At 61.8% G+C, this 19,999-nt stretch carries 21 protein-coding genes; 11 read left to right on the top strand and 10 right to left on the bottom strand.

What is annotated here, in order from left to right; all coding sequences use genetic code 11:
- Window positions 1–65 precede the first annotated feature (65 nt).
- Together ACLEJR_RS08410 and mqo are read left to right on the top strand one after the other, a co-directional pair.
- A complete protein-coding gene (locus ACLEJR_RS08410; RefSeq protein WP_245145002.1) occupies window positions 66–299 on the top strand; it encodes a hypothetical protein in 234 nt (77 codons plus the stop codon).
- A 739-nt stretch (window positions 300–1,038) separates the two neighbouring features.
- Window positions 1,039–2,547 (top strand): malate dehydrogenase (quinone), encoded by a 1,509-nt coding sequence (gene mqo / locus ACLEJR_RS08415; RefSeq protein WP_440813249.1) that lies wholly within the window; start codon window positions 1,039–1,041, stop codon window positions 2,545–2,547.
- A 116-nt stretch (window positions 2,548–2,663) separates the two neighbouring features.
- Here mqo and ACLEJR_RS08420 read toward each other — a convergent pair whose 3' ends face one another.
- Window positions 2,664–2,951 carry a PA4642 family protein gene (locus tag ACLEJR_RS08420; protein WP_440791516.1) on the bottom strand — a complete coding sequence of 96 codons (288 nt, stop codon included), beginning with the start codon at window positions 2,949–2,951 and terminating at the stop codon, window positions 2,664–2,666.
- 61 nt (window positions 2,952–3,012) lie between these two features.
- Window positions 3,013–3,498, bottom strand: a complete 486-nt coding sequence (locus ACLEJR_RS08425) for a hypothetical protein (protein WP_440813252.1) — start codon at window positions 3,496–3,498, stop codon at window positions 3,013–3,015.
- 301 nt (window positions 3,499–3,799) lie between these two features.
- Here ACLEJR_RS08425 and dauA point away from each other — a divergent pair, with 301 nt between their 5' ends.
- Window positions 3,800–5,539, top strand: coding sequence for a C4-dicarboxylic acid transporter DauA (gene dauA / locus ACLEJR_RS08430; protein WP_440813254.1), 1,740 nt, complete (start codon window positions 3,800–3,802; stop codon window positions 5,537–5,539).
- Window positions 5,540–5,679: 140 nt separating this feature from the next.
- Here dauA and ACLEJR_RS08435 read toward each other — a convergent pair whose 3' ends face one another.
- Both ACLEJR_RS08435 and ACLEJR_RS08440 read right to left on the bottom strand, forming a co-directional pair.
- The gene (locus ACLEJR_RS08435) at window positions 5,680–6,153 is read right to left on the bottom strand and encodes a WbuC family cupin fold metalloprotein (protein ID WP_440813255.1); all 474 of its coding nucleotides are present in this window, start codon (window positions 6,151–6,153) and stop codon (window positions 5,680–5,682) included.
- Window positions 6,154–6,156: 3 nt separating this feature from the next.
- Window positions 6,157–6,714: a hypoxanthine-guanine phosphoribosyltransferase gene (locus ACLEJR_RS08440; RefSeq protein WP_440791523.1), complete on the bottom strand. Its 558-nt coding sequence runs from the start codon at window positions 6,712–6,714 to the stop codon at window positions 6,157–6,159.
- A 175-nt stretch (window positions 6,715–6,889) separates the two neighbouring features.
- Between ACLEJR_RS08440 and upp the strand changes: the two genes are divergently transcribed.
- A complete protein-coding gene (gene upp, locus ACLEJR_RS08445) occupies window positions 6,890–7,528 on the top strand; it encodes a uracil phosphoribosyltransferase (protein ID WP_440791525.1) in 639 nt (212 codons plus the stop codon).
- 2 nt (window positions 7,529–7,530) lie between these two features.
- Entirely contained in the window at window positions 7,531–8,805 is a 1,275-nt protein-coding gene (locus ACLEJR_RS08450) for a uracil-xanthine permease family protein (RefSeq protein ID WP_440791527.1), read from the top strand.
- 114 nt (window positions 8,806–8,919) lie between these two features.
- Here the strand turns inward: ACLEJR_RS08450 and hemH are convergent, their stop codons facing one another.
- Together hemH and ACLEJR_RS08460 are read right to left on the bottom strand one after the other, a co-directional pair.
- Window positions 8,920–9,945, bottom strand: coding sequence for a ferrochelatase (hemH, locus tag ACLEJR_RS08455; RefSeq protein ID WP_440791528.1), 1,026 nt, complete (start codon window positions 9,943–9,945; stop codon window positions 8,920–8,922).
- A gap of 13 nt (window positions 9,946–9,958) precedes the next feature.
- Window positions 9,959–10,858, bottom strand: a complete 900-nt coding sequence (locus ACLEJR_RS08460; protein WP_440791530.1) for a TIGR01777 family oxidoreductase — start codon at window positions 10,856–10,858, stop codon at window positions 9,959–9,961.
- A gap of 197 nt (window positions 10,859–11,055) precedes the next feature.
- On the opposite strand from ACLEJR_RS08460, the gene ACLEJR_RS08465 reads away from it, so the two are divergent.
- The 6 genes from ACLEJR_RS08465 (at window position 11,056) to ACLEJR_RS08490 (ending at window position 16,803) form a co-directional block, all read left to right on the top strand.
- Entirely contained in the window at window positions 11,056–12,042 is a 987-nt protein-coding gene (locus tag ACLEJR_RS08465) for an NAD(P)/FAD-dependent oxidoreductase (RefSeq protein ID WP_440791531.1), read from the top strand.
- Window positions 12,043–12,226: 184 nt separating this feature from the next.
- Window positions 12,227–13,186 (top strand): YbgA family protein, encoded by a 960-nt coding sequence (locus ACLEJR_RS08470; RefSeq protein WP_440813257.1) that lies wholly within the window; start codon window positions 12,227–12,229, stop codon window positions 13,184–13,186.
- On the top strand, window positions 13,186–14,124 hold the full coding sequence (locus ACLEJR_RS08475) for a MerR family transcriptional regulator (RefSeq protein WP_440813259.1): 939 nt from the start codon (window positions 13,186–13,188) through the stop codon (window positions 14,122–14,124). The genes ACLEJR_RS08470 and ACLEJR_RS08475 overlap by 1 nt, the downstream gene beginning before the upstream one ends.
- A gap of 11 nt (window positions 14,125–14,135) precedes the next feature.
- Window positions 14,136–15,596 (top strand): deoxyribodipyrimidine photo-lyase, encoded by a 1,461-nt coding sequence (phrB, locus tag ACLEJR_RS08480; protein WP_440813342.1) that lies wholly within the window; start codon window positions 14,136–14,138, stop codon window positions 15,594–15,596.
- Between the two features lie 99 nt (window positions 15,597–15,695).
- The gene (locus tag ACLEJR_RS08485) at window positions 15,696–16,469 is read left to right on the top strand and encodes an SDR family NAD(P)-dependent oxidoreductase (protein ID WP_440813261.1); all 774 of its coding nucleotides are present in this window, start codon (window positions 15,696–15,698) and stop codon (window positions 16,467–16,469) included.
- 28 nt (window positions 16,470–16,497) lie between these two features.
- Entirely contained in the window at window positions 16,498–16,803 is a 306-nt protein-coding gene (locus tag ACLEJR_RS08490; protein ID WP_440813264.1) for a YkgJ family cysteine cluster protein, read from the top strand.
- Between the two features lie 188 nt (window positions 16,804–16,991).
- Here ACLEJR_RS08490 and ACLEJR_RS08495 read toward each other — a convergent pair whose 3' ends face one another.
- From ACLEJR_RS08495 to prmC, 4 genes are all read right to left on the bottom strand, one after another.
- Window positions 16,992–17,510 (bottom strand): acyloxyacyl hydrolase, encoded by a 519-nt coding sequence (locus ACLEJR_RS08495; protein WP_440791540.1) that lies wholly within the window; start codon window positions 17,508–17,510, stop codon window positions 16,992–16,994.
- 117 nt (window positions 17,511–17,627) lie between these two features.
- Window positions 17,628–18,419, bottom strand: coding sequence for a glutamate racemase (gene murI, locus ACLEJR_RS08500; protein ID WP_440813266.1), 792 nt, complete (start codon window positions 18,417–18,419; stop codon window positions 17,628–17,630).
- Complete coding sequence (locus ACLEJR_RS08505) at window positions 18,412–19,167, bottom strand: molybdopterin-synthase adenylyltransferase MoeB (protein WP_440791544.1); 756 nt, start codon at window positions 19,165–19,167, stop codon at window positions 18,412–18,414. Before ACLEJR_RS08505 ends, murI begins: the two co-directional genes overlap by 8 nt.
- A complete protein-coding gene (gene prmC, locus ACLEJR_RS08510) occupies window positions 19,161–19,991 on the bottom strand; it encodes a peptide chain release factor N(5)-glutamine methyltransferase (protein WP_440813268.1) in 831 nt (276 codons plus the stop codon). Before prmC ends, ACLEJR_RS08505 begins: the two co-directional genes overlap by 7 nt.
- Between the last annotated feature and the right edge of the window lie 8 nt (window positions 19,992–19,999).

Here is a 19,999-nt window from a genome sequence, read left to right on the forward strand (position 1 = left end):
TTACACCGGCATGTCATCGCCCGCTGTCAGGCTCTTTCACAAGCCTCCTGACCCGGTATTCGATCATGCGCTTTCTTATTTCCCTGTTCACCCCGCGCCCGCATCATCGCAGCTTCGCCCTGTTGGACGGCAATGGCCGCTGCCAGGCCTTCAAGCAGTGCAGCCTGCAGCCGATGGGCGAGGGCTGGGTGGAAATCGAAGAGATCCGCCTCAACTGGCTGCACCAGCCATTGCCCGCCAGCGCTCGCGTGCAACCGCTTCGCGCCCGCTCACGCAACCGGCAACTGTTGACCATCTGACCGGACGGCTAATAAAAGTCATTAAACACGACCATTTCCCTGCGTTTCTTCGATACAATCTCCCCCCGATTATAAGGACGTCTCCTGATCGGGCCTCGCAACATCGCCGATGCGCTGGTATTGGCACCCCGCAACGCCCACAGAGAGCCGCCCACACAGATCGAGTGAAGCTGGCGCGCTTGCTGTTCTCAGGCAAATCATCCCTTCTCGCGAATCTGCAGAGCTGTCATTACGCTCGGTCACTGAGCTGTCTGCCCGTTTTGCCTGTCATGTATTACATGGGGGCAAACCAAACCGGGCGCGGTGCCAGGCTGGGACAGCCCTTTTTTGAGGTTCACGTCTTCAAAAGAGCGTGAAAAAAACGGGTTTTCACAACTTCACAAGAGTGTGGCGAGCAAATGAAGAGTTTTGCGTCTGAACAAGCACCATCAGCGTCTGTAACAGCCCAACGACACAGGACCGGCCATCGCTCAAGAACCGGCGCCTGAAGCCTGTCCGCTACGGATTTGGTTGCACGAACGGATGTCTCGGCCATAAGTCGAATTGCCCGCCCGGCGCTTAAGTGAGTTCATAGGACGCTTGAGGCCAGGCTGCATGCATCCGCAGTAGTTGCGAAAAAATTGCGAAGATTCGGACATGGCGATCCTGGCCATGGATACCTGGGGCACAACCGACCTGCCCTGCCATTCCTGGCCGCTATGCCGACAATTTGGTGCTGCAGATTTTGGAGACGCGTTAAATGGCGCATAACGAAGCAGTCGATGTAGTTCTGGTAGGGGCCGGCATCATGAGTGCCACCCTGGCCGTACTGCTCAAGGAACTCGACCCCGCGATCTCGCTGGAAGTCGTCGAGCTGATGGATTCCGGTGCCGCGGAGAGTTCCAACCCCTGGAATAACGCCGGCACCGGCCACGCCGGGCTGTGTGAGCTCAACTACACGCCCCAGGCCGCCGATGGCAGTATCGACATCAAGAAAGCCGTGCACATCAACACCCAGTTCGAGGTGTCGAAGCAGTTCTGGACGTACCTGACTAAAAAAGGCACGTTCGGCTCCTCCAAGTCCTTCATCGCCCCGGTACCGCACCTGAGTTTCGTGCAGGGCGAAAAAGGCGTGTCGTTCCTCAAGAAGCGCTTCGAGCTGCTGAAACAGCACCACGCCTTCGCCGACATGGAGTACACCGAAGACAAAGGCAAGATGGCCGAGTGGATGCCGCTGATGATGCCTGGCCGGCCCGCCGATGAAGTCATCGCCGCGACCCGGGTCATGAACGGCACCGACGTCAACTTCGGCGCCCTGACCAACCAGTTGCTCAAGCACCTGACCAGCGCCCCGGATACCCAGGTCAAGTACTGCAAGCGAGTCACCGGCCTCAAGCGCAACGGCAATGGCTGGACCGTAAGCATCAAGGACGTGAACTCCGGCAACAGCCGCGAAGTCGACGCCAAATTCGTTTTCCTGGGTGCTGGCGGTGCAGCGCTGCCGTTGCTCCAGGCCTCGGGCATCGAGGAAAGCAAGGGCTTCGGCGGCTTCCCGGTCAGCGGCCAGTGGCTGCGTTGCGACAACCCGGACGTGGTCAAGCATCACCAGGCCAAGGTCTACAGCCAGGCCGCCGTGGGCTCGCCGCCCATGTCGGTGCCGCACCTGGACACCCGCGTGGTCGATGGCAAGAAGTCCCTGCTGTTCGGGCCCTACGCCGGTTTCACCACCAAGTTCCTCAAGCACGGTTCGATCATGGACCTGCCGTTGTCGGTACGCGCCGGCAACATCGGCCCGATGCTGGCCGTGGCCCGGGACAACATGGACCTGACCAAATACCTGATCAGCGAAGTGATGCAGTCCATGGAGCAGCGCCTGGAATCCCTGCGTCGCTTCTACCCCGAGGCGAAAGCCGAGGACTGGCGTCTGGAAGTGGCCGGCCAACGGGTGCAGATCATCAAGAAAGACCCGAAGAAAGGTGGCGTCCTGCAGTTCGGTACCGAACTGGTGGCGGCCAAGGACGGCAGCCTCGCCGCCCTGCTCGGCGCGTCGCCTGGCGCTTCGGTCACCGTATCGATCATGCTGGAACTGATCGAACGCTGCTTCCCGGAAAAAGCCAAGGGTGAGTGGGCGACCAAGCTCGCGGAAATCTTCCCGGCCCGGGAGAAAGTCCTGGAAACCGACGCGGCGCTGTATCGCAAGATCAACGCCCAGAACAACGTCGCGCTGGAACTGGTGGAAGAAAGCAGCGAAACCCAAAGCTACGCTTGATTGGCTCGTATGAAAAAACGCCCCGTTCTCCATGAGAGCGGGGCGTTTTTTATGGGTGGCGCTTTCGTGGCGAGGGCGCTTGCTCCCGCTGGCCTGCGAAGCAGGCCCATGATCAATCAGCCACGCGCCTTGTTGAACAACTCGATGTATTCCTCGGCATTGCGCTGGTCCTGGATCAACGCGACAAAATCGTTACCTTTTTCATCCTTGCCATTGAGATCGTAGCCGGCCTCGACGAAGAACGTCAGGAACCGCTCGAAATCGTCGACCCGCAGGCCACGGTAACCCTTGATCAATTTGTGCAGCGACGGCGACGTGGCATCGACCGGTTCGAAATTGAGGAACAGCTTGATCTGCTCGTCACCAATCTCATCGCCAATCACTTGTTTCTTGTCTTTACGCATTGCCGGCTCCAGCTTGCACAATTCACGGGGCGGGCAGTTTACCCCTGCCAGACGTCGCGGCTCAACGCGGGCGTTCGGCGCCGGTGTGCAGGTCGGCCCAGATATGGCCGTTGGCGTAGGTCAGGAACTGCACATAGACCGTGTTGTTGCGCAACAGATCGATAACCACCCGGTACTGGGCCTGTGGATAAGACAGGGTCAGGGTCTTGGTCGCTTCATCGAACATTGGCTTCTTCAGGCTTTTGCTTTCACCATCAAAGTTGAGGATCACCTGGTTGAGGGTGGCGCCTTTGTTCAGCGCCTTGCCCTTCAGACGCACCAACAACGGTGATGTGACCGGTATCGGTTGCTGATTGGACTGACGCTGATTGCCCAGCACCACCGAATACTCGGTCACTTGTAGCAGTTGCTGCTGTTCAGGCTGCTCCTGGCGCACCGTCAGGTCATCGGGCGGCAGGAACTGGCTGTGCATCGGCGCGGCTCCGGCCGCCAGGGTCAAGCTCGATAGCAACAGCAAGGCGGCGCAGCGGCGGATCGATACACGCATGACAGGCTCCAGGGTCTTGGCCGGGCACTCTAGCATGAGCGGGGGCAGTAAAAATAATCGGCCCGGATCAATACTTCGGGGCTACGAGGGCGGCATACTCAGATGACCATCCTGGCGGAAATAACTGGTGATGTCTTTGTGGCGAGGGAGCTTGCTCCCGCTCGGCGGCGCAGCCGTTGTAAAACGCCTGATGCGTTCAGTCTGGAGGATTGCATCAGGCCATTTTGGGGCGCTTCGCACCCAGCGGGAGCAAGCTCCCTCGCCACAAAAGCGTCTGCCCAAACCTCTGTGTGGAGTGCCTATGTCCTTCTCCGCCCCACCATTATTTGCCGCGTGGCGCCAGAGCTGGCGTGCCGGTTACACCCTTGCGCGCCTGCGGGGCGACCTGGTGGCCGGGCTGACCGTGGGCATTATCGCGATTCCCTTGGCCATGGCCCTGGCGATCGCCGTCGGCGTACCGCCGCAACACGGTTTGTACACGGTGCTGGTGGCCGCACCGCTGATTGCCCTGACCGGCGGTTCGCGCTTCAACGTAAGTGGGCCGACGGCGGCGTTCGTGGTGATCCTGCTGCCCATCACTCAGCAATATGGCCTGGGTGGCCTGCTGCTGTGCACGATGCTCGCCGGGCTGATCCTGATCGCCCTCGGGGTGATGCGCGCCGGACGGTTGATTCAGTACATCCCCTATCCGGTCATCCTGGGTTTCACCGCCGGGATCGGCGTGGTCATTGCCACCTTGCAACTCAAGGATCTGCTGGGCCTGAGCACCGCCGGCCAGGCCCGGCACTACATCGAGCAGGTGGGCGAGTTGATCGTGGCGCTGCCCGGCGCGCGCCTGGGCGACGGACTCATCGGCGCCAGCTGCCTGGCGGTGTTGATTGCCTGGCCGCGCTGGGTACCGAGGGTGCCCGGCCATCTGGTGGCCCTGCTGGTCGGCGCACTGCTGGGGCTGGCGCTGGAGCGCGGTGGCTGGCCGGTCGCGACATTGGGCGAACGCTTCAGTTACCTGCTCGACGGCGTGGCGCATCCGGGCATACCGCCGTTCCTGCCCCGCTTTGATTGGCCGTGGAATCTGCCGGACGGCCAAGGTCGTCCGTTGACGCTGTCCTATGACCTGATCCGGCAGTTGATGGCGCCCGCATTCGCCATCGCCATGCTCGGCGCCATCGAATCGCTGCTGTGCGCCGTGGTGGCCGACGGCATGACCGGCAGCAAGCACGATCCCAATGCCGAGTTGATCGGCCAGGGCCTGGGCAACCTGGTTGCGCCGCTGTTCGGCGGGATCACCGCCACCGCCGCCATCGCCCGCAGCGCCACCAACGTACGCAGCGGTGCGTCGTCACCGTTGGCGGCGATTATCCACAGCCTCGTGGTACTGCTGGCGATGGTGCTGCTGGCGCCGCTGTTCAGCTACTTGCCCATGGCAGCATTGGCGGCGCTGCTGGTGATGGTCGCCTGGAACATGAGCGAAGCCGGACATGTGCTGCACACGCTGCGCATCGCCCCGCGCAGTGATGTGCTGGTGTTGCTGACCTGCCTGAGCCTGACGGTGCTGTTCGACATGGTGCTGGCGGTTGCCGTCGGCCTGCTGCTGGCCGCCGGGTTGTTCATCAAGCGCATGAGCGAATTGACCGACAGTGCGGAACTGCCACGTCAGTTCCACCAGGCCCTGCAGCAGATGCCCGAACACGTGCGCTGCTATGGCATCCGCGGCCCACTGTTCTTTGGCGCAGCCGAAAAGGCCCTGGACGTGCTGCGCCGCTTCGATCCTGGCGTGCGGGTGGTCGTGGTGGAAATGAGCGCGGTGCCGATGCTCGACATGACCGCGCTGGCCGCGTTTGAAAACATCCTCAAGGATTACCGCAAGCAGGGCATCGGCCTGATCCTGGTGGCAACCGCCCCGCGGGTACGCCTGAAACTGCGCCGCGCCGGCATCCATCGCGAGCAACGCCAACTGGCGTATGTACAGACGCTGGAGCAGGCACGGGTCAAGAGTGAGCAGTGGTTGGCGGCTGGCACCAACCGCTCAAGACTTGCCTGAACCCGTGGCGAGGGAGCTTGCTCCCGCTGGGACAGTCCGACGCCTCGGGCACAGCAGCCCCAATTGCAGGTGGGTGCTACGCACCCAAGCGGGAGCAAGCTCCCTCGCCACGGGACTGCGTAGCCCTTTCCAAGCCGTACTCAGTCGAACTGCGCGCGCATCCAGGCCTGGTACTCAGCCACGCCCGGCTCGCCTTCGCGAGGTGCCCAATGGGCCAGTTCGCCTTCGCCAACGGGACGATACGGCCCGGCCTTGCATTCGAACATCATGCTGTCGGCCTGCAATACCACCAGGCCGTGGTACACACCAGCGGGCAAGTCGATGCCGAGGCAATCGCCGCCGGCCTGCAGGATACGCTTGTCCACCACCGCACCGTCTTCGTCAAACACCAACACCCCCAGCCGGCCCTTGAGCACCAGCAAGGTCTCAGCCTTGTCGGCGCTCAGGTGGCGGTGCGGCGGGATGTAAGTCGAAGGCTGCAAGCCAACCGCCATGCGGTGGCAGGGCTCATCCATCTGGTGAAAATTGTGATGCTGTCGCCCGCGAGGATTGGCCGCGGCTTTCTCGGCCAGTTGATCAAACAGCGCCTGGCCCAGAAAGCTTGGCCGGATCATGGATTACATTCCTTTCACGGCAAAAATACCGTTGGCGTTGCGCCAGTAGCCCTTGTAGTCCATGCCATAGCCGAAGATGTAGCGGTCGACACACGGCAGGCCCACGAAATCGGCCTTCAGGTCGGGACGGGCCTTGCGGTCGTGGTCCTTGTCGATCAACACGGCGGTGTGCACGGCACGGGCGCCGGCGTGTCTGCAGAAGTCGATGATCGCGCCCAGGGTGTGACCTTCATCGAGGATATCGTCGATGATCAACACGTCGCGGTCGATGAACGAGACTTCCGGCTTGGCTTTCCAGAACAGGTCGCCGCCGCTGGTCTCGTTGCGATAACGAGTGGCGTGCAAGTAGGACGCTTCCAGTGGGAAATTCAGGTAGGTCAGAAGCTTGCCAGAGAAAATCAGCCCGCCGTTCATCACACAGAACACCACCGGGTTGGCCTCGGCCAACTGCTCGTTGATTTGCGCACCGACACGGGCGATGGCCGCTTCGACTTCGGCTTCGCTGTACAGGCAGTCAGCCTCGCGCATGATTTGACGGATATGCTCGAGATCAGCGGACATGGCGCTCTCCAAAGGGCGGTTGAGGATGGGCAGGTTCGGAAAAGCGGGCAAAGGTACGCATCCCGACCGGCCAGATCAAGCGTTTGTGGACTAACGTTCTGTATTGTCTATAGGACAACACTCTCGGATAGATTAATCTAGGCCGGTTTTTTTGCCCGCCGCCGGAGCCAGCCCCATGCCCATCCTCGAGATCCGCCATCCGCTGATCAGACACAAACTCGGCCTGATGCGCCGCGCCGACATCAGCACGAAGAATTTCCGCGAGCTCGCCCAGGAAGTCGGTGCCCTGCTCACCTACGAAGCCACCAAGGACCTGCCGCTCGAATCCTATGAAATCGACGGTTGGGCCGGTGCGGTCCAGGTCGAGAAAATCGCCGGCAAGAAAATCACCGTGGTGCCGATCCTGCGCGCCGGTATCGGCATGCTCGAAGGCGTGCTCAGCCTGATCCCCGGTGCCAAGGTCAGCGCCGTGGGCGTGGCGCGCAATGAAGAAACGCTGCAAGCGCACACGTACCTGGAAAAACTCGTTCCGGAAATCGACGAGCGCCTGGCAATGATCATCGACCCGATGCTTGCCACGGGCAGCTCCATGGTCGCCACCATCGACCTGCTGAAAAAAGCCGGTTGCCGGGACATCCGCGCCATGGTGCTGGTGGCGGCGCCCGAAGGCATCAAGGCCGTGGAAGACGCTCACCCCGACGTGACCATCTACACGGCGTCCATCGATCAGAAACTCAACGAACACGGCTACATCATCCCGGGCCTGGGCGATGCCGGCGACAAGATCTTCGGCACCAAGCAGAAGGACGCCTGAGCATGCAGGATGAGTTCAACGATCCGCTCTGGCGCCAGGTGCTGTCAGGCGCACAGATGTTGTTCGTGGCCTTCGGCGCCCTGGTGCTGATGCCGTTGATCACTGGCCTGGACCCGAACGTCGCACTGTTCACGGCGGGCCTGGGCACGATCCTGTTCCAAATCGTTACCGGCCGTCAGGTGCCGGTGTTCCTGGCGTCGAGCTTTGCGTTCATTACCCCCATCATTCTCGCCAAGGGCCAGTTCGGCCTGGCAGCGACCATGGGTGGCGTGATGGCGGCCGGTTTCGTCTACACCTTCTTGGGCCTGGCGGTGAAGATCAAGGGCACCGGGTTCATCGACCGGCTGCTGCCGCCTGTGGTCATCGGCCCGGTGATCATTTCCATCGGCCTGGCGATGGCGCCGATTGCCGCGAACATGGCGATGGGCAAGGCCGGTGACGGCACTGAGCTGATTCATTATCAGACCGCAATGATGATCTCCATGCCGGCCCTGCTCACCACCCTGATCGTCGCGGTGTTCGGCAAAGGGATTTTCCGCCTGGTGCCGATCATTTCCGGCGTGCTGGTCGGCTTCGCCATGGCGTTCTTCTTCGGCGTGGTGGACACCGCGAAAATCGCCGCCGCTCCATGGTTCGCCCTGCCGAACTTCACCGCGCCGGAATTCAACTGGCAGGCGATCCTGTTCATCGTGCCCGTGGCGCTGGCGCCGGCCATCGAGCACATCGGTGGAGTGATTGCCGTGGGCAGCGTGACCGGTCGCGACTACCTGAAAAAACCCGGCCTGCATCGCACCCTGTTCGGTGACGGCATCGCCACCACCGCAGCCGGCCTGTTCGGCGGCCCGCCCAATACCACCTATGCCGAAGTCACCGGCGCGGTAATGCTGACCAAGAACTACAACCCGAAAATCATGACCTGGGCATCGATCTTCGCCATCGCCCTGGCGTTCATCGGCAAGTTCGGCGCACTGCTGCAAAGTATCCCGGTGCCGGTGATGGGCGGGATCCTGTGCCTGTTGTTCGGTTCGATTGCGGCGGTGGGCATGAACACCCTGATCCGCCACAAGATCGACCTGGGCGAGGCGCGTAACCTGGTGATCGTCTCGGTGACGCTGGTGTTCGGCATCGGCGGTGTGCTGGTCGGCACCGGTACCGGCCCGGACGACTTCGGCCTCAAGGGCATCGCCCTGTGTGCGGTGGTGGCGATTGCGCTGAACCTGATCCTGCCGGGCAATGACGGTTGGAAGCAGAAGAAGGCGGATGAGCCGCTGCTATAAATCAGCCTGTTCTATTGTGGCGAGGGAGCTTGCTCCCGCTTGGGTGCGAAGCGCCCATCTAATGGGGCTGCTTCGCAGTCCAGCGGGAGCAAGCTCCCTCGCCACAGTTTTGTATTACAAAGCAATCGGCGCCCGCTCACACAACCGGCTCAACGCCTCGGCCCACTGCGGCTGATCATTGAGGCACGGCACCAGCACCAGCTCCTCGCCACCCGCCGCCAGAAACTGCTCGCGACCACGATCACCGATCTCTTCCAGGGTTTCGATGCAGTCCGCCACGAACGCCGGGCACATCACCAGGACTTTCTTCACACCGCTTTTACCCAGTTCATCCAGGCGCGCTTCGGTATAGGGCTCGATCCACTTGGCGCGGCCCAGGCGGGACTGAAACGACACCGACCAGTGCCCGTCCTTGAGCCCCATGCGCTGGGCAAACAACTCGGCGGTACGAATGCACTGGGCACGGTAACAGGTCGCCATGACTTCCGGCGGTGCGTTCTTGCAGCAGTCGGCATCCTTGAAGCAATGGAATCCCGTCGGGTCGAGCTTGGTCAGGTGCCGCTCCGGCAGCCCATGGAAACTGAGCAACAGATGATCGTAGTCCTGGACCAGATATGGCTTGGCGCTGGCCACTAGAGCGTCGAGGTATTCCGGCTGATCGTAGAACGGCTGGAGGATCGAGAACTGCACATCGAGCTTCTTCTCCCGCGCCACGCGCCGAGCTTCTTCAATGACCGTGGTGACGGTACTGTCGGCGAACTGCGGATACAACGGCGCCAGGGTGATCGTCTTGTGGCCCTGGTTCGCCAGGCGCACCAGGGCCGACTCGATCGATGGCTCGCCGTAGCGCATCGCCAACTCTACCGGGCCCCGGGTCCATTGCGCGGTCATGGCCTGTTGCAAGCGACGACTGAGCACCACCAGCGGTGAGCCCTCCTTCCACCAGATCGAGGCGTAGGCGTGAGCCGACTGCTCGGGACGCTTGATCAGGATCAGCGACACCAACAACCGCCGCACCGGCCACGGCAGGTCGATGACATAAGGATCCATCAGGAATTGGTTGAGGTAGCGGCGCACATCGGGCACCGAGGTGGAAGCAGGCGAACCCAGGTTTACCAGAAGCAATGCGTGATCGGTCATGCAACGTCCTATTTCAGAAGCGGCTGGACAAGTCGTCCAGAGCCGCAGGTAAATCAGTGAAGCGGAAGGTAAAACCCGCCGCCTGCAATCGGGCCGGGGTGGCGCGCTGGCCGCCCAGCAACAACAGTGACATTTCCCCCAGCGCGACCTTCAACGCCAGCTCCGGCATCGGCAGCACCGCCGGCCGATGCAACACGCGCCCCAGGGCCTTGGCGAAATCGCGATTGCGCACCGGGTTCGGCGCGCAGGCATTATAGGGACCGCTGGCCTCATCGCGGAGCAGAAGAAAATCAATCAGGGCGATTTGATCGTCGATGTGAACCCACGGCATCCACTGCCGACCATTGCCGATACGCCCGCCCAGCGCCATTTTGAAGGGCGGCAACAGGCGCGACAAAATACCGCCCTCGGCGGACAGGACCAGGCCGGTGCGCACCAGCACCACCCGCACGCCCATGGCCTCGGCCCGCTGCGCGGTTTCTTCCCAGGCGATGCACAACTGACTGGCGAAATCCTCGCTGACCGGACCCGATGCTTCGGTCAGCTCACGCTCGCCACCGTCGCCATACCAACCCACCGCCGAGCCGGAGATCAGGACCTGCGGTTTCTGCTCGCAGCGCTCCAGCCACGCCAGCAATACTTCGGTCAGGGTGACGCGACTGCTCCACAACAGCATCTTGCGCTTGTGAGTCCATGGGCGGTCGCCAATCGGCGCGCCGGCCAGGTTGATCACCGCATCCACCGGCTCGACAATATCGTCAAGCTTGGCGACGGCCCGCACCTGCGCTCCGCAGATTTGCGCCACCTCGGCCGGCCGACGACTCCATACCGTCAGACGGTGGCCCTGCCCCAACCAGAGCCGGCAGAGCTGACGTCCGATCAAACCAGTACCGCCGGTCAGCAAGATATGCATGAGTTGTTTCTCCTATCGCGTTTTACCCGGCCCACTAGTCTATTTTTATAAGCAGGGATTTTTCGTATCAGACAGGGTCTGTGATTAAACAATAGGACAACCTGTCCAAGCGCGAACGGTAAAACTTATACCAAAAACCAGATTTGTACAGGTTTAAACGACGGCGTAGTCTGTACAGAAAGGTAAACGAGGCCCTCATGACTGTACCTATCGCAATCATCGGCACCGGCATCGCCGGACTCTCAGCCGCCCAGGCCCTGACGGAGGCCGGGCACACCGTTCAACTTTTCGACAAAAGCCATGGCAGCGGCGGACGCATGTCCAGCAAGCGTAGCGACGCCGGCGCGCTGGATATGGGTGCACAGTATTTCACGGCCCGCGACCGGCGCTTCGTCACCGAAGTCCAACGCTGGCAAGCCAACGGCTGGGCCGCGGAATGGAGCCCGCAACTGTACAACTTCCAGGGCGGCCAACTGAGCCCATCGCCGGACGAGCAGACCCGCTGGGTCGGCACGCCACGCATGAGCGCCATCACCCGCGCCCTGCTCGGCAAGTTGCAGGTGCAGTTTTCCTGCCGGATCACCGAGGTGTATCGCGGCCAGGAACATTGGCACCTGCAGGACGCCGAAGGTTTCACCCATGGTCCCTTCGGCCAGGTAGTGATCGCCACGCCGGCGCCACAGGCTACCGCATTGCTCGCGGCCGTGCCGAAGCTGGCCGGCGTGGCCGCCGGGGTAAAAATGGACCCCACCTGGGCCGTCGCCCTGGCATTCGAGAAGCCTCTGGATACGCCTATGGAAGGCTGCTTCGTGCAGGACAGCCCGCTCGACTGGCTGGCGCTCAACCGTAGCAAACCGGGACGCGACAGCAAGCTCGACACCTGGGTGCTGCACGCTACCAGCGACTGGAGCCGACAGAACATCGACTTGCCCAAGGAGGCCGTGATCGAACACTTGCACGGTGCCTTCGCCGAGCTGCTGCACAGTGCGATGCCCGCCCCCAGCTTCAGCGTGGCTCATCGCTGGCTCTACGCCCGCCCGGCCGGCAGCCATGAGTGGGGCGCCCTGGCCGATGCCGACCTGGGCTTGTACGTGTGCGGCGACTGGTGCCTGTCCGGCCGGGTCGAAGGCGCATGGCTCAGTGGCCAGGAGGCTGCCCGCCGCTTACATGCAAGCTTGCAGTAAATCGCGTCACCCTGCGCCATTCGCTGCTGTCGAAGAAGGCAGCAGCTCCATCCGCAAGCGGAATCGCGACGCGATGCCCGCGAGCTCTTGTACAAACCGGTTGACTTGTACGACTTCGTGTCTATGATGAAAATATTGTACATGAATTTATTTCTGTACAAGATTAACCCATCAGAGGTCGCCCATGCCCAACGACGCCGCCAAACCCAGAATCGCTATCAGCGCTTGCCTGATGGGCGCTGAAGTTCGCTTCAACGGCGGGCACAAGCAATCGCAACTGTGTAGCCGCACCTTGGTGGATTACTTTGATTTCGTGCCGGTATGTCCTGAGGTTGCCATTGGCCTGGGCATTCCCAGGGAGCCGATCCGCCTGGTGGGCGATCCCGATAATCCCACGGCAGTCGGCACGGTGGATCGTACCCTCGACGTAACGCAGCCACTGGCCGATTACGGCGTGCAGATGGCGGGCGAACTGGATGACATCTGCGGCTACATCTTCATGCAGAAGTCCCCGTCCTGCGGCCTGGAGCGGGTCAAGGTCTACCACCCCAACGGCGCGCCACAGGACGGCGGCGGCCGCGGCATCTACGCCCAGGCATTTTGTGAACGCCACCCTGACTTGCCGGTGGAGGAAGACGGTCGCCTCAACGACCCGGTGCTGCGGGAGAACTTCCTGACCCGGGTGTTCGTCTACGCCGCCTGGCAACCCTTGCGCCGCAAGGGACTGACCCGCCGTGACCTGATCGACTTCCACTCGCGCTACAAATATCTGCTGATGGCCCACAACCCGGTGCAATACAAAGTCCTGGGAGCCATGCTAGGCGACATGGGCAAGGCCGATCCCAACGAGCTGGGCCCGCGTTATTTCAGCGCACTGATGGCGGCACTGAAAAAGTGTGCAACCCGGCGCACCCACACCAATGTCTTGCAACACCTGAGCGGGTATCTGAAACGCGCCATCGGCAGCGAGGACAAGCAGGAGGTGCAGCACCTGATCGGGCAATATCGACAGGGCATCGTGCCGCTGGTGGTACCGCTGACGTTGCTCAAGCATCACCTGCGCCTGCACCCCGATCCGTATCTGGCGCAGCAGGTCTACCTGCAACCGCATCCGGAAAACCTCAGCCTGCGAAACGCCATCTGATGAAACGCGAAACCGATTCCAGCGCCAGTGAAGACCTGGGCGCCGACTTTGCCAAGGCCCTGGAACAAGGCTGGCTGCCGATTCGCGAGGTCGCTCGGCAGACCGGGGTCAATGCCATCACGCTGCGGGCCTGGGAACGCCGGTACGGCTTGATCGTGCCGCACCGTACGCCCAAGGGCCATCGGCTGTTCAATGCCGAACACGTGCAACGGATCCAGAGCATCCTGACGTGGATCAACCGCGGAATGGCCGTGAGCAAGATCAAGCCGTTGCTGGACACTGCGCAACCGCTGGCCGAACCTCTTGAAGACGACTGGCAGCGTCAGCGCCACGCCCTGGTGCTGGCGGTGACGCAACTGGCCGAGCGTCAGGTCGATGAACTGGTCAACCAGGCGATGGCGCTTTACCCGCCGTGGACCGTGTGCGAGCAGTTGCTGCTGCCCCTCCTCGCCCAGCTGCAGGTGCGCTGGCAAGGACAGTTCGGTGCACAACTGGAGCGGGTTTTCCTGTACTCCTGGCTGCGCAGCAAATTCGGCAGTCGGATCTATCACAACAATCGTCAACTGCGCGGCGCGCCGCTGCTGTTGATCAATCATTCGGACGTGGGCCTGGAACCGCAGCTGTGGCTCACCGCGTGGCTGGCCAGCAGCGCCGATTGCCCGGTGGAAGTGTTCGACGCGCCGATTCCGCCGGGCGAACTGGCCCTGGCGGTGGAGCGCCTGAACGCCCGCGGCGTGGTGCTGTATGCCAGCAACGCGATCAATCTGTCCCAACTGCCCAAGCTACTGAGTGCAATCGACTGCCCGATCGTCATCGCCGGCCCGGCGGCGTCGATTCATCAAGCCAGGTTATCCACGGGCGTTTCGATGATTGACGTGTCCTGGGCCGAAGATCCGTTATCCGCTCATCGCGAGCTGAGTCGTAGAGAAATCATTTGATGGAAAACAGTCTGCAACTGGTCTGGCTGCGCAGTGACTTGCGCGTGCACGACAACACCGCCCTGGCAGCAGCCGCTGCGCGGGGCCCCTGTGTCGCGGTGTACTTGACGAGCCCGGCCCAGTGGCGGACCCATGACGACGCGCCGTGCAAGATTGATTTCTGGTTGCGCAACCTCGCGACGTTGAGCGCGGCACTGGATGAGCTGAATATTTCGTTGCTGATCCGCGACGCGGCGCAGTGGAGCCAGGCGCCGCAAGTGCTGCTGACGCTGTGCCGCGAACTGAAAGTCGACGCGGTACATGTCAATGAAGAGTACGGGGTGAACGAGAGCCGTCGCGATACCGAAGTGGCTCGTACGCTGGCCGACCACGGGATTGCGTTCCACAGTTACCTTGACCAGTTACTGTTCAAGCCCGGCACGATCCTGACCAGGACCGGCACTTATTTCCAAGTGTTCAGCCAATTTCGCAAGGTCTGCTACAGCCGTCTGCATCTTTCCTTACCAAGCCTGGTCCCGTCGCCGGTTCGACAGGCACCTGTGGGCATCGCCAGCGATCCGGTGCCCACGCAAATCGACGGCTTTGCGCCCCCCAGCCAAGCGCTGCGCGCCCTATGGCCCGCTGGCGAGACCGAAGCCCGACGGCGCCTGGAGACGTTTGTCTACCAATACATCGACTATTACCAGAGCGAACGGGATTTTCCGGCCAAGCCTGGTACCAGCCAACTGTCGGCATATCTGGCGGCCGGCGTTGTCTCGCCGCGCCAGTGCCTGCATGCGGCGCTGCAAGCCAACCAGGGAGAATTCGAGAGCGGAAACGTCGGAACGGTGACCTGGATCAATGAATTGCTCTGGCGTGAGTTCTATAAACATATTCTGGTGGGCTTTCCACGCGTGTCGCGCCACCGCGCATTCCGCCCGGAAACCGAGGCGCTGCCGTGGCGCAACGCCCCTGAAGAACTGGCGGCCTGGAAACAGGCACGCACCGGCCTGCCGATTATCGACGCGGCCATGCGTCAACTGTTGGAAACCGGGTGGATGCATAACCGTCTGCGGATGGTAGTGGCGATGTTCCTGACCAAGAACCTGCTGATCGACTGGCGCGAGGGCGAGCGTTTCTTCATGCAACACTTGATCGACGGCGACCTGGCGGCCAATAACGGCGGCTGGCAATGGAGCGCCTCCACCGGCACGGACGCATCGCCGTGGTTTCGGATATTCAATCCACTGAGTCAGTCGGAAAAGTTTGATCGAGAAGGCCGCTTCATCAGACATTGGCTACCCGAGTTGAACGATCTGGATAGGCAACAAGTCCATAACCCAAATCCTCAGGGCAGTTTGTTTGGCGCGGCGGATTACCCACCGCCCATCGTCGATCTGGCCCAATCCCGCGCTCGGGCGCTTTCTGCGTTCAGGAACCTGCCGGCGCGGCAGGACGCGACACTGCAAATGTCGGCCGATCAGCGGACATGAAATTGCCGCTGCTGGGATGCGTAATTATTCAGCCGGCCATATAGTCGTACTAATACACGCAGCGCATCGAAGCGCCGCCGCGATCGATAGGAGTACCCAATGGATTCGAAGCAGCCACGGCGATATTGGCTCACCGGTGCCGGCAACGGGATCGGTGCGTCGCTGGCTGAAGCGCTGCTGGAAACGGGCGCGCACCTGGCAGTCAGTTCTGGCAGTGTCCAATCGAATGAAGCCCTGTCGTTACGCTATCCGGGACAAGTGCTGACGCTGCCGGGCAACTTGACCGACAGCCAGACCGTGCGTGAACTTGGCGAGCGGATCGCCCGGGACTGGGGATCCCTGGACACCCTGATCATCAACGCCGGAACGGCTGAGTACATCGGCGGGCAAACGACTGATCACACGTTTATCGAGCATCTGCTGCGCAGCAACCTGCTCGTCGCCAGTTATTGCATTGAAGTCGCCGAGCCTCTTTTGCGCAGCGGTACCGCACCGCATCTGGTGGGCATTGCCAGCCCGGCGACGTATCTGCCACCGACGGCCACCGAAACGAATGGCGGCGGGATGCGTTATCTGTTCGAAAAGGCTCGCGCCGACCTCGCCGTTCAGGGCATCGATGTGACAATGGTTCATCCGGGGTATGACAAGCCACCCGCAGGCCATGAGGATTGTTTTTCGGCTCCGGTCCGGTGGACACCTGACGAAGCGGCACGGCACATTCTCGAGCATTTGTTGGAGCGCCCCCATGAATTGGCCTTGCCCGTCATGTCCATGACCGCTCTCTGGCCTCTCTCTTCATCGGTCGAGCACCTGCCGGCGGATACCAACGCTTGCCAGACGAAAAACGACGACCCGATCAAGGGACGACGCTGAGCCGCGCAACTGCCTTACACTGCGCGCCATGAAAACCGTCCCTGTCCAGGAAATCAGCGCCCCCGCCGTCAGTTGCTCGACGTGCGCGGCGTGTTGCTGCCAGTTGGAAGTGATGTTGATCACCGACACCGGCGTTCCACAGCGCTTTATCGACACCGATGACTGGGGTGGGGAAGTGATGCGGCGGCTAGATGACGGATGGTGCGCGGCCTTGGACCGCGACAGCATGAGATGCACGATCTACGAGAACCGCCCGCTGATTTGCCGCGAATTCGAAATGGGTGCAGCGGAATGCATCGAAGAACGCCGGGGAATCACGACGGCGTATCGCTGAATCACCGTCTACCGAACCACCGCCATCGCGAGCAGGCTCGCTCCCACAAGGCTGTGGTAGACGCAGATCCGGTGTTCACCAAAAACCAATGTGGGAGCGAGCCTGCTCGCGATGGCGGTGGGTCAGCCAGCATCGAGGTGACTGACCCAGCGCTTTCGCGAGCAGCCTCGCTCCCACAGGTCTGGGTATTACAGCGGCATTGTGTAGTGCAGCGCGAAGCTTTCTACACCGTCGTTGGTCGACTTGATGCCGGCGTTGGAATAGTGCGTAGCGCGAATACCCACTTCATGTCCGCCATTGAAGCGCAGGCCCAAACCGATGCGGTCTTCGAACTGGAACGCCGTGCCAAGCTTGTTGCTTTCCACTTCGGTATTGGCAAACAACGCGACGCCGATACCGGCTTCGACGTAAGGCTTGATGTTCTGACCGGCAAACTCATACACAAACACTGGCGAGAACGACAGGCTGTGGTTGCTGGCTTTGTCATCGCCATCCCAATAGGTGTAGGCCCCGCTCCAGTAGCCGGTCAAGCGCCCCACGTCGCTCTGCAACCAACTCTTGTCCCAATCGAATTGCATACCCAAGCGATAGGTCATGGTCGAGTCGCTGGTCTGGCCGACCCCGAACTCCACGCCCGCCGCCTGTGCGGTGTAAGTGTGCCCCAGCAATGCAGCCGCAAATGCGGCAAAGCAGAATAAGCGCTTCATTAGAAACATCCTTTTCCGTACAGACTTTAGTTAGTTTTTCGTTACAACAGACTGAGCTATAGAAATCCGTGTTTAAGCAGAAGTTCAGCCCGTTTTACATAATTTTCACATTTTTTCTTACAGATCGAAGCTTCGCACAATGCCAGACGAATGCCATAGCATTGGTAGGATTTTTCCTAAATGTTCTGGATCCGCGCTGCTCCAGAATCGAGTTTCGCTGGCTGGCCCTTCGGCCAACACTCCGCGTTCGGCCAACAGACGCTGAAGTTGCCGGGCCACGGCAGCGCCGGTATCGATCAAACTGATGTGTTCAGGGATCATCTGCTTGAGCAACGGCTTGAGAAATGGGTAATGAGTACAGCCCAGGATCAACGTGTCGCAGCCGGCTGCCAACAGGGGCTCGACGTAGTGTTGCAACAGTTGGCGCAGGGCCGCACTGTGCAGGTCCCCGGTTTCGATCAGTTCCACCAGGCCAGGACACGGCTGGGTGATGACCCGCACGTCAGTGGCGAAGCGGTCGAGCAAGGCGGCGAACTTGGCGCTCTGCAAGGTGCCGGTGGTGGCGAGGACGCCGACGATGCCGCTGCGGGTGGCGGCAGCCGCCGGCTTGACCGCTGGCTCCATGCCGACGATGGGCCAGTCGGGAAAGTCGCGCCGCAGATCGGCCACGGCGGCAACCGTCGCGGTATTGCACGCGACCACCAGGGCCTTGGCGCCCTGCCTCAGGAGAAAGTCAGCAATGATCGCACAGCGCTGCCGGATGAATTCCGGGGTTTTCTCGCCGTAGGGAATATGCCCACAGTCCGCGACGTACAGCAGCGACTCATTGGGCAACAATTGACGGATCTCTCCCAACACCGAGAGCCCGCCGACACCCGAGTCAAGCACTCCGACCGGCGCTTCACTCATGCGCACCACCACACACGCTGCAACCTGGGTCACGCTTGACTCGCAGTTCCCGGAAGCGTGTGCCCAAGGCATCGATCAATAACAGACGCCCCACCAGCGGCTCACCGAAACCGGCCAGCAGCTTCAACGCCTCCAGTGCTTGCAGACTCCCCACCAGTCCCACCAGCGGCCCAAGCACACCCGCTTCGCTACAGGTCAGCTCGGCTTCGCTGCCGTGGCCATAGAGGCAGTGATAACAGGGACTCTCGGCACGGCGCGGATCGAACACCGATAACTGCCCCTCCAGACGAATCGCCGCGCCACTGACCAGCGGTTTGCCTGCCGATACACACGCTGCGTTCACTGCCTCGCGGGTCGAGAAATTGTCGGAGCAGTCCAGCACCACATCCACGACCGCCACCGCGGCGGCCAGGCTGTCTTCGTCCATGGCCGCTGGATGAGGCACCAGCCGCACCTCAGGGTTGATGGCCGTCAGGCGACGGATCGCCGAATCGACCTTGCTCAGGCCGACGCTGTCGGTGTCATGGATGATCTGGCGTTGCAGGTTGGTCAGGTCGACCGTGTCGAAATCCGCCAGGTGCAACTCGCCGACGCCAGCCGCCGCCAGATACAAGGCCACCGGGGCGCCGAGGCCGCCCAGGCCGACGATCAGCACGCGGCCCTGCTTGAGGCGCAACTGGCCGTCGATGTCGACGTGTTGCAACAGAATCTGCCGGCTATAACGCAACAGCTCCTGATCGTTCAGCACGGCAGGCACCCCAGGCTGATGCGCTCATGACCGCCCAGGTCCTGGCGACTGTGGACTTCCATCATCCCTTGGGCGCGAAGCAAGTCACGCACCGCCTCGGCCTGATCGTAGCCATGTTCGAGCATCAGCCAGCCTCCCGGTGCGAGGTGCGCCGGTGCCCGGGCAATGATCTCGCGCAGGTCATCCAGGCCATCCTGCCCCGCCACCAGCGCACTGGCCGGCTCGAAGCGCACGTCACCCTCGGCCAGATGCGGATCCGTGGCGGCGATGTAGGGCGGATTGCTGATGATCAACTCGAAGCGCTCGCCGTCCAGTGCACTGAACCAATGGCTGCTCAAGACAGTGACGTTGCGCAGGTCCAGGCGTTGGCGATTGCGTTCGGCCAGGGCCACCGCCTCCAGCACGCGGTCCACCGCGGTGACCTTCCAGGCCGGTCGCTCGCTGGCCAGCGCCAGGGCAATCGCGCCGCTGCCGGTGCCCAGGTCCAAGACCCGGGCCGGCGTGGCGGGTAGCAAGGCCAGCGCGGTTTCCACCAGCAGCTCGGTGTCGGGACGCGGGATCAACGTGTGGGGCGCCACTTCCAGGTCGAGTTTCCAGAAGCCCTGCTGCCCCAGGATGTAGGCCACCGGCTCGCCGGAACGCCGACGCCGCAGGTATTCGGAAAACAGCAAGGCAGCCTCGCTCGGCACGATGCGCTCGGGCCAGGTGTGCAGGAAGCTGCGGGACTTGCCCAGCGCAGCCGCCAGCAACAGTTCGGCGTCCAGGCGAGCAGTGGGCGAATCCGGCAGCTCGGCGGCGCGGAGCAAACTGGCGATGATGGTCATGGATTCAC

The sequence above is a fragment of the Pseudomonas sp. SMN5 genome (assembly GCF_052041925.1).
Classification (GTDB): domain Bacteria; phylum Pseudomonadota; class Gammaproteobacteria; order Pseudomonadales; family Pseudomonadaceae; genus Aquipseudomonas.

Bases quoted from the DNA above. Each gene is read 5' to 3' on its own strand.
- ACLEJR_RS08410 (WP_245145002.1), top strand. From the start codon at position 66: ATGCGCTTTCTTATTTCCCTGTTCACCCCGCGCCCGCATCATCGCAGC.
- mqo (WP_440813249.1), top strand. From the start codon at position 1,039: ATGGCGCATAACGAAGCAGTCGATGTAGTTCTGGTAGGGGCCGGCATC.
- ACLEJR_RS08420 (WP_440791516.1), bottom strand. From the start codon at position 2,951: ATGCGTAAAGACAAGAAACAAGTGATTGGCGATGAGATTGGTGACGAG.
- ACLEJR_RS08425 (WP_440813252.1), bottom strand. From the start codon at position 3,498: ATGCGTGTATCGATCCGCCGCTGCGCCGCCTTGCTGTTGCTATCGAGC.
- dauA (WP_440813254.1), top strand. From the start codon at position 3,800: ATGTCCTTCTCCGCCCCACCATTATTTGCCGCGTGGCGCCAGAGCTGG.
- ACLEJR_RS08435 (WP_440813255.1), bottom strand. From the start codon at position 6,153: ATGATCCGGCCAAGCTTTCTGGGCCAGGCGCTGTTTGATCAACTGGCC.
- ACLEJR_RS08440 (WP_440791523.1), bottom strand. From the start codon at position 6,714: ATGTCCGCTGATCTCGAGCATATCCGTCAAATCATGCGCGAGGCTGAC.
- upp (WP_440791525.1), top strand. From the start codon at position 6,890: ATGCCCATCCTCGAGATCCGCCATCCGCTGATCAGACACAAACTCGGC.
- ACLEJR_RS08450 (WP_440791527.1), top strand. From the start codon at position 7,531: ATGCAGGATGAGTTCAACGATCCGCTCTGGCGCCAGGTGCTGTCAGGC.
- hemH (WP_440791528.1), bottom strand. From the start codon at position 9,945: ATGACCGATCACGCATTGCTTCTGGTAAACCTGGGTTCGCCTGCTTCC.
- ACLEJR_RS08460 (WP_440791530.1), bottom strand. From the start codon at position 10,858: ATGCATATCTTGCTGACCGGCGGTACTGGTTTGATCGGACGTCAGCTC.
- ACLEJR_RS08465 (WP_440791531.1), top strand. From the start codon at position 11,056: ATGACTGTACCTATCGCAATCATCGGCACCGGCATCGCCGGACTCTCA.
- ACLEJR_RS08470 (WP_440813257.1), top strand. From the start codon at position 12,227: ATGCCCAACGACGCCGCCAAACCCAGAATCGCTATCAGCGCTTGCCTG.
- ACLEJR_RS08475 (WP_440813259.1), top strand. From the start codon at position 13,186: ATGAAACGCGAAACCGATTCCAGCGCCAGTGAAGACCTGGGCGCCGAC.
- ACLEJR_RS08485 (WP_440813261.1), top strand. From the start codon at position 15,696: ATGGATTCGAAGCAGCCACGGCGATATTGGCTCACCGGTGCCGGCAAC.
- ACLEJR_RS08490 (WP_440813264.1), top strand. From the start codon at position 16,498: ATGAAAACCGTCCCTGTCCAGGAAATCAGCGCCCCCGCCGTCAGTTGC.
- ACLEJR_RS08495 (WP_440791540.1), bottom strand. From the start codon at position 17,510: ATGAAGCGCTTATTCTGCTTTGCCGCATTTGCGGCTGCATTGCTGGGG.
- murI (WP_440813266.1), bottom strand. From the start codon at position 18,419: ATGAGTGAAGCGCCGGTCGGAGTGCTTGACTCGGGTGTCGGCGGGCTC.
- prmC (WP_440813268.1), bottom strand. From the start codon at position 19,991: ATGACCATCATCGCCAGTTTGCTCCGCGCCGCCGAGCTGCCGGATTCG.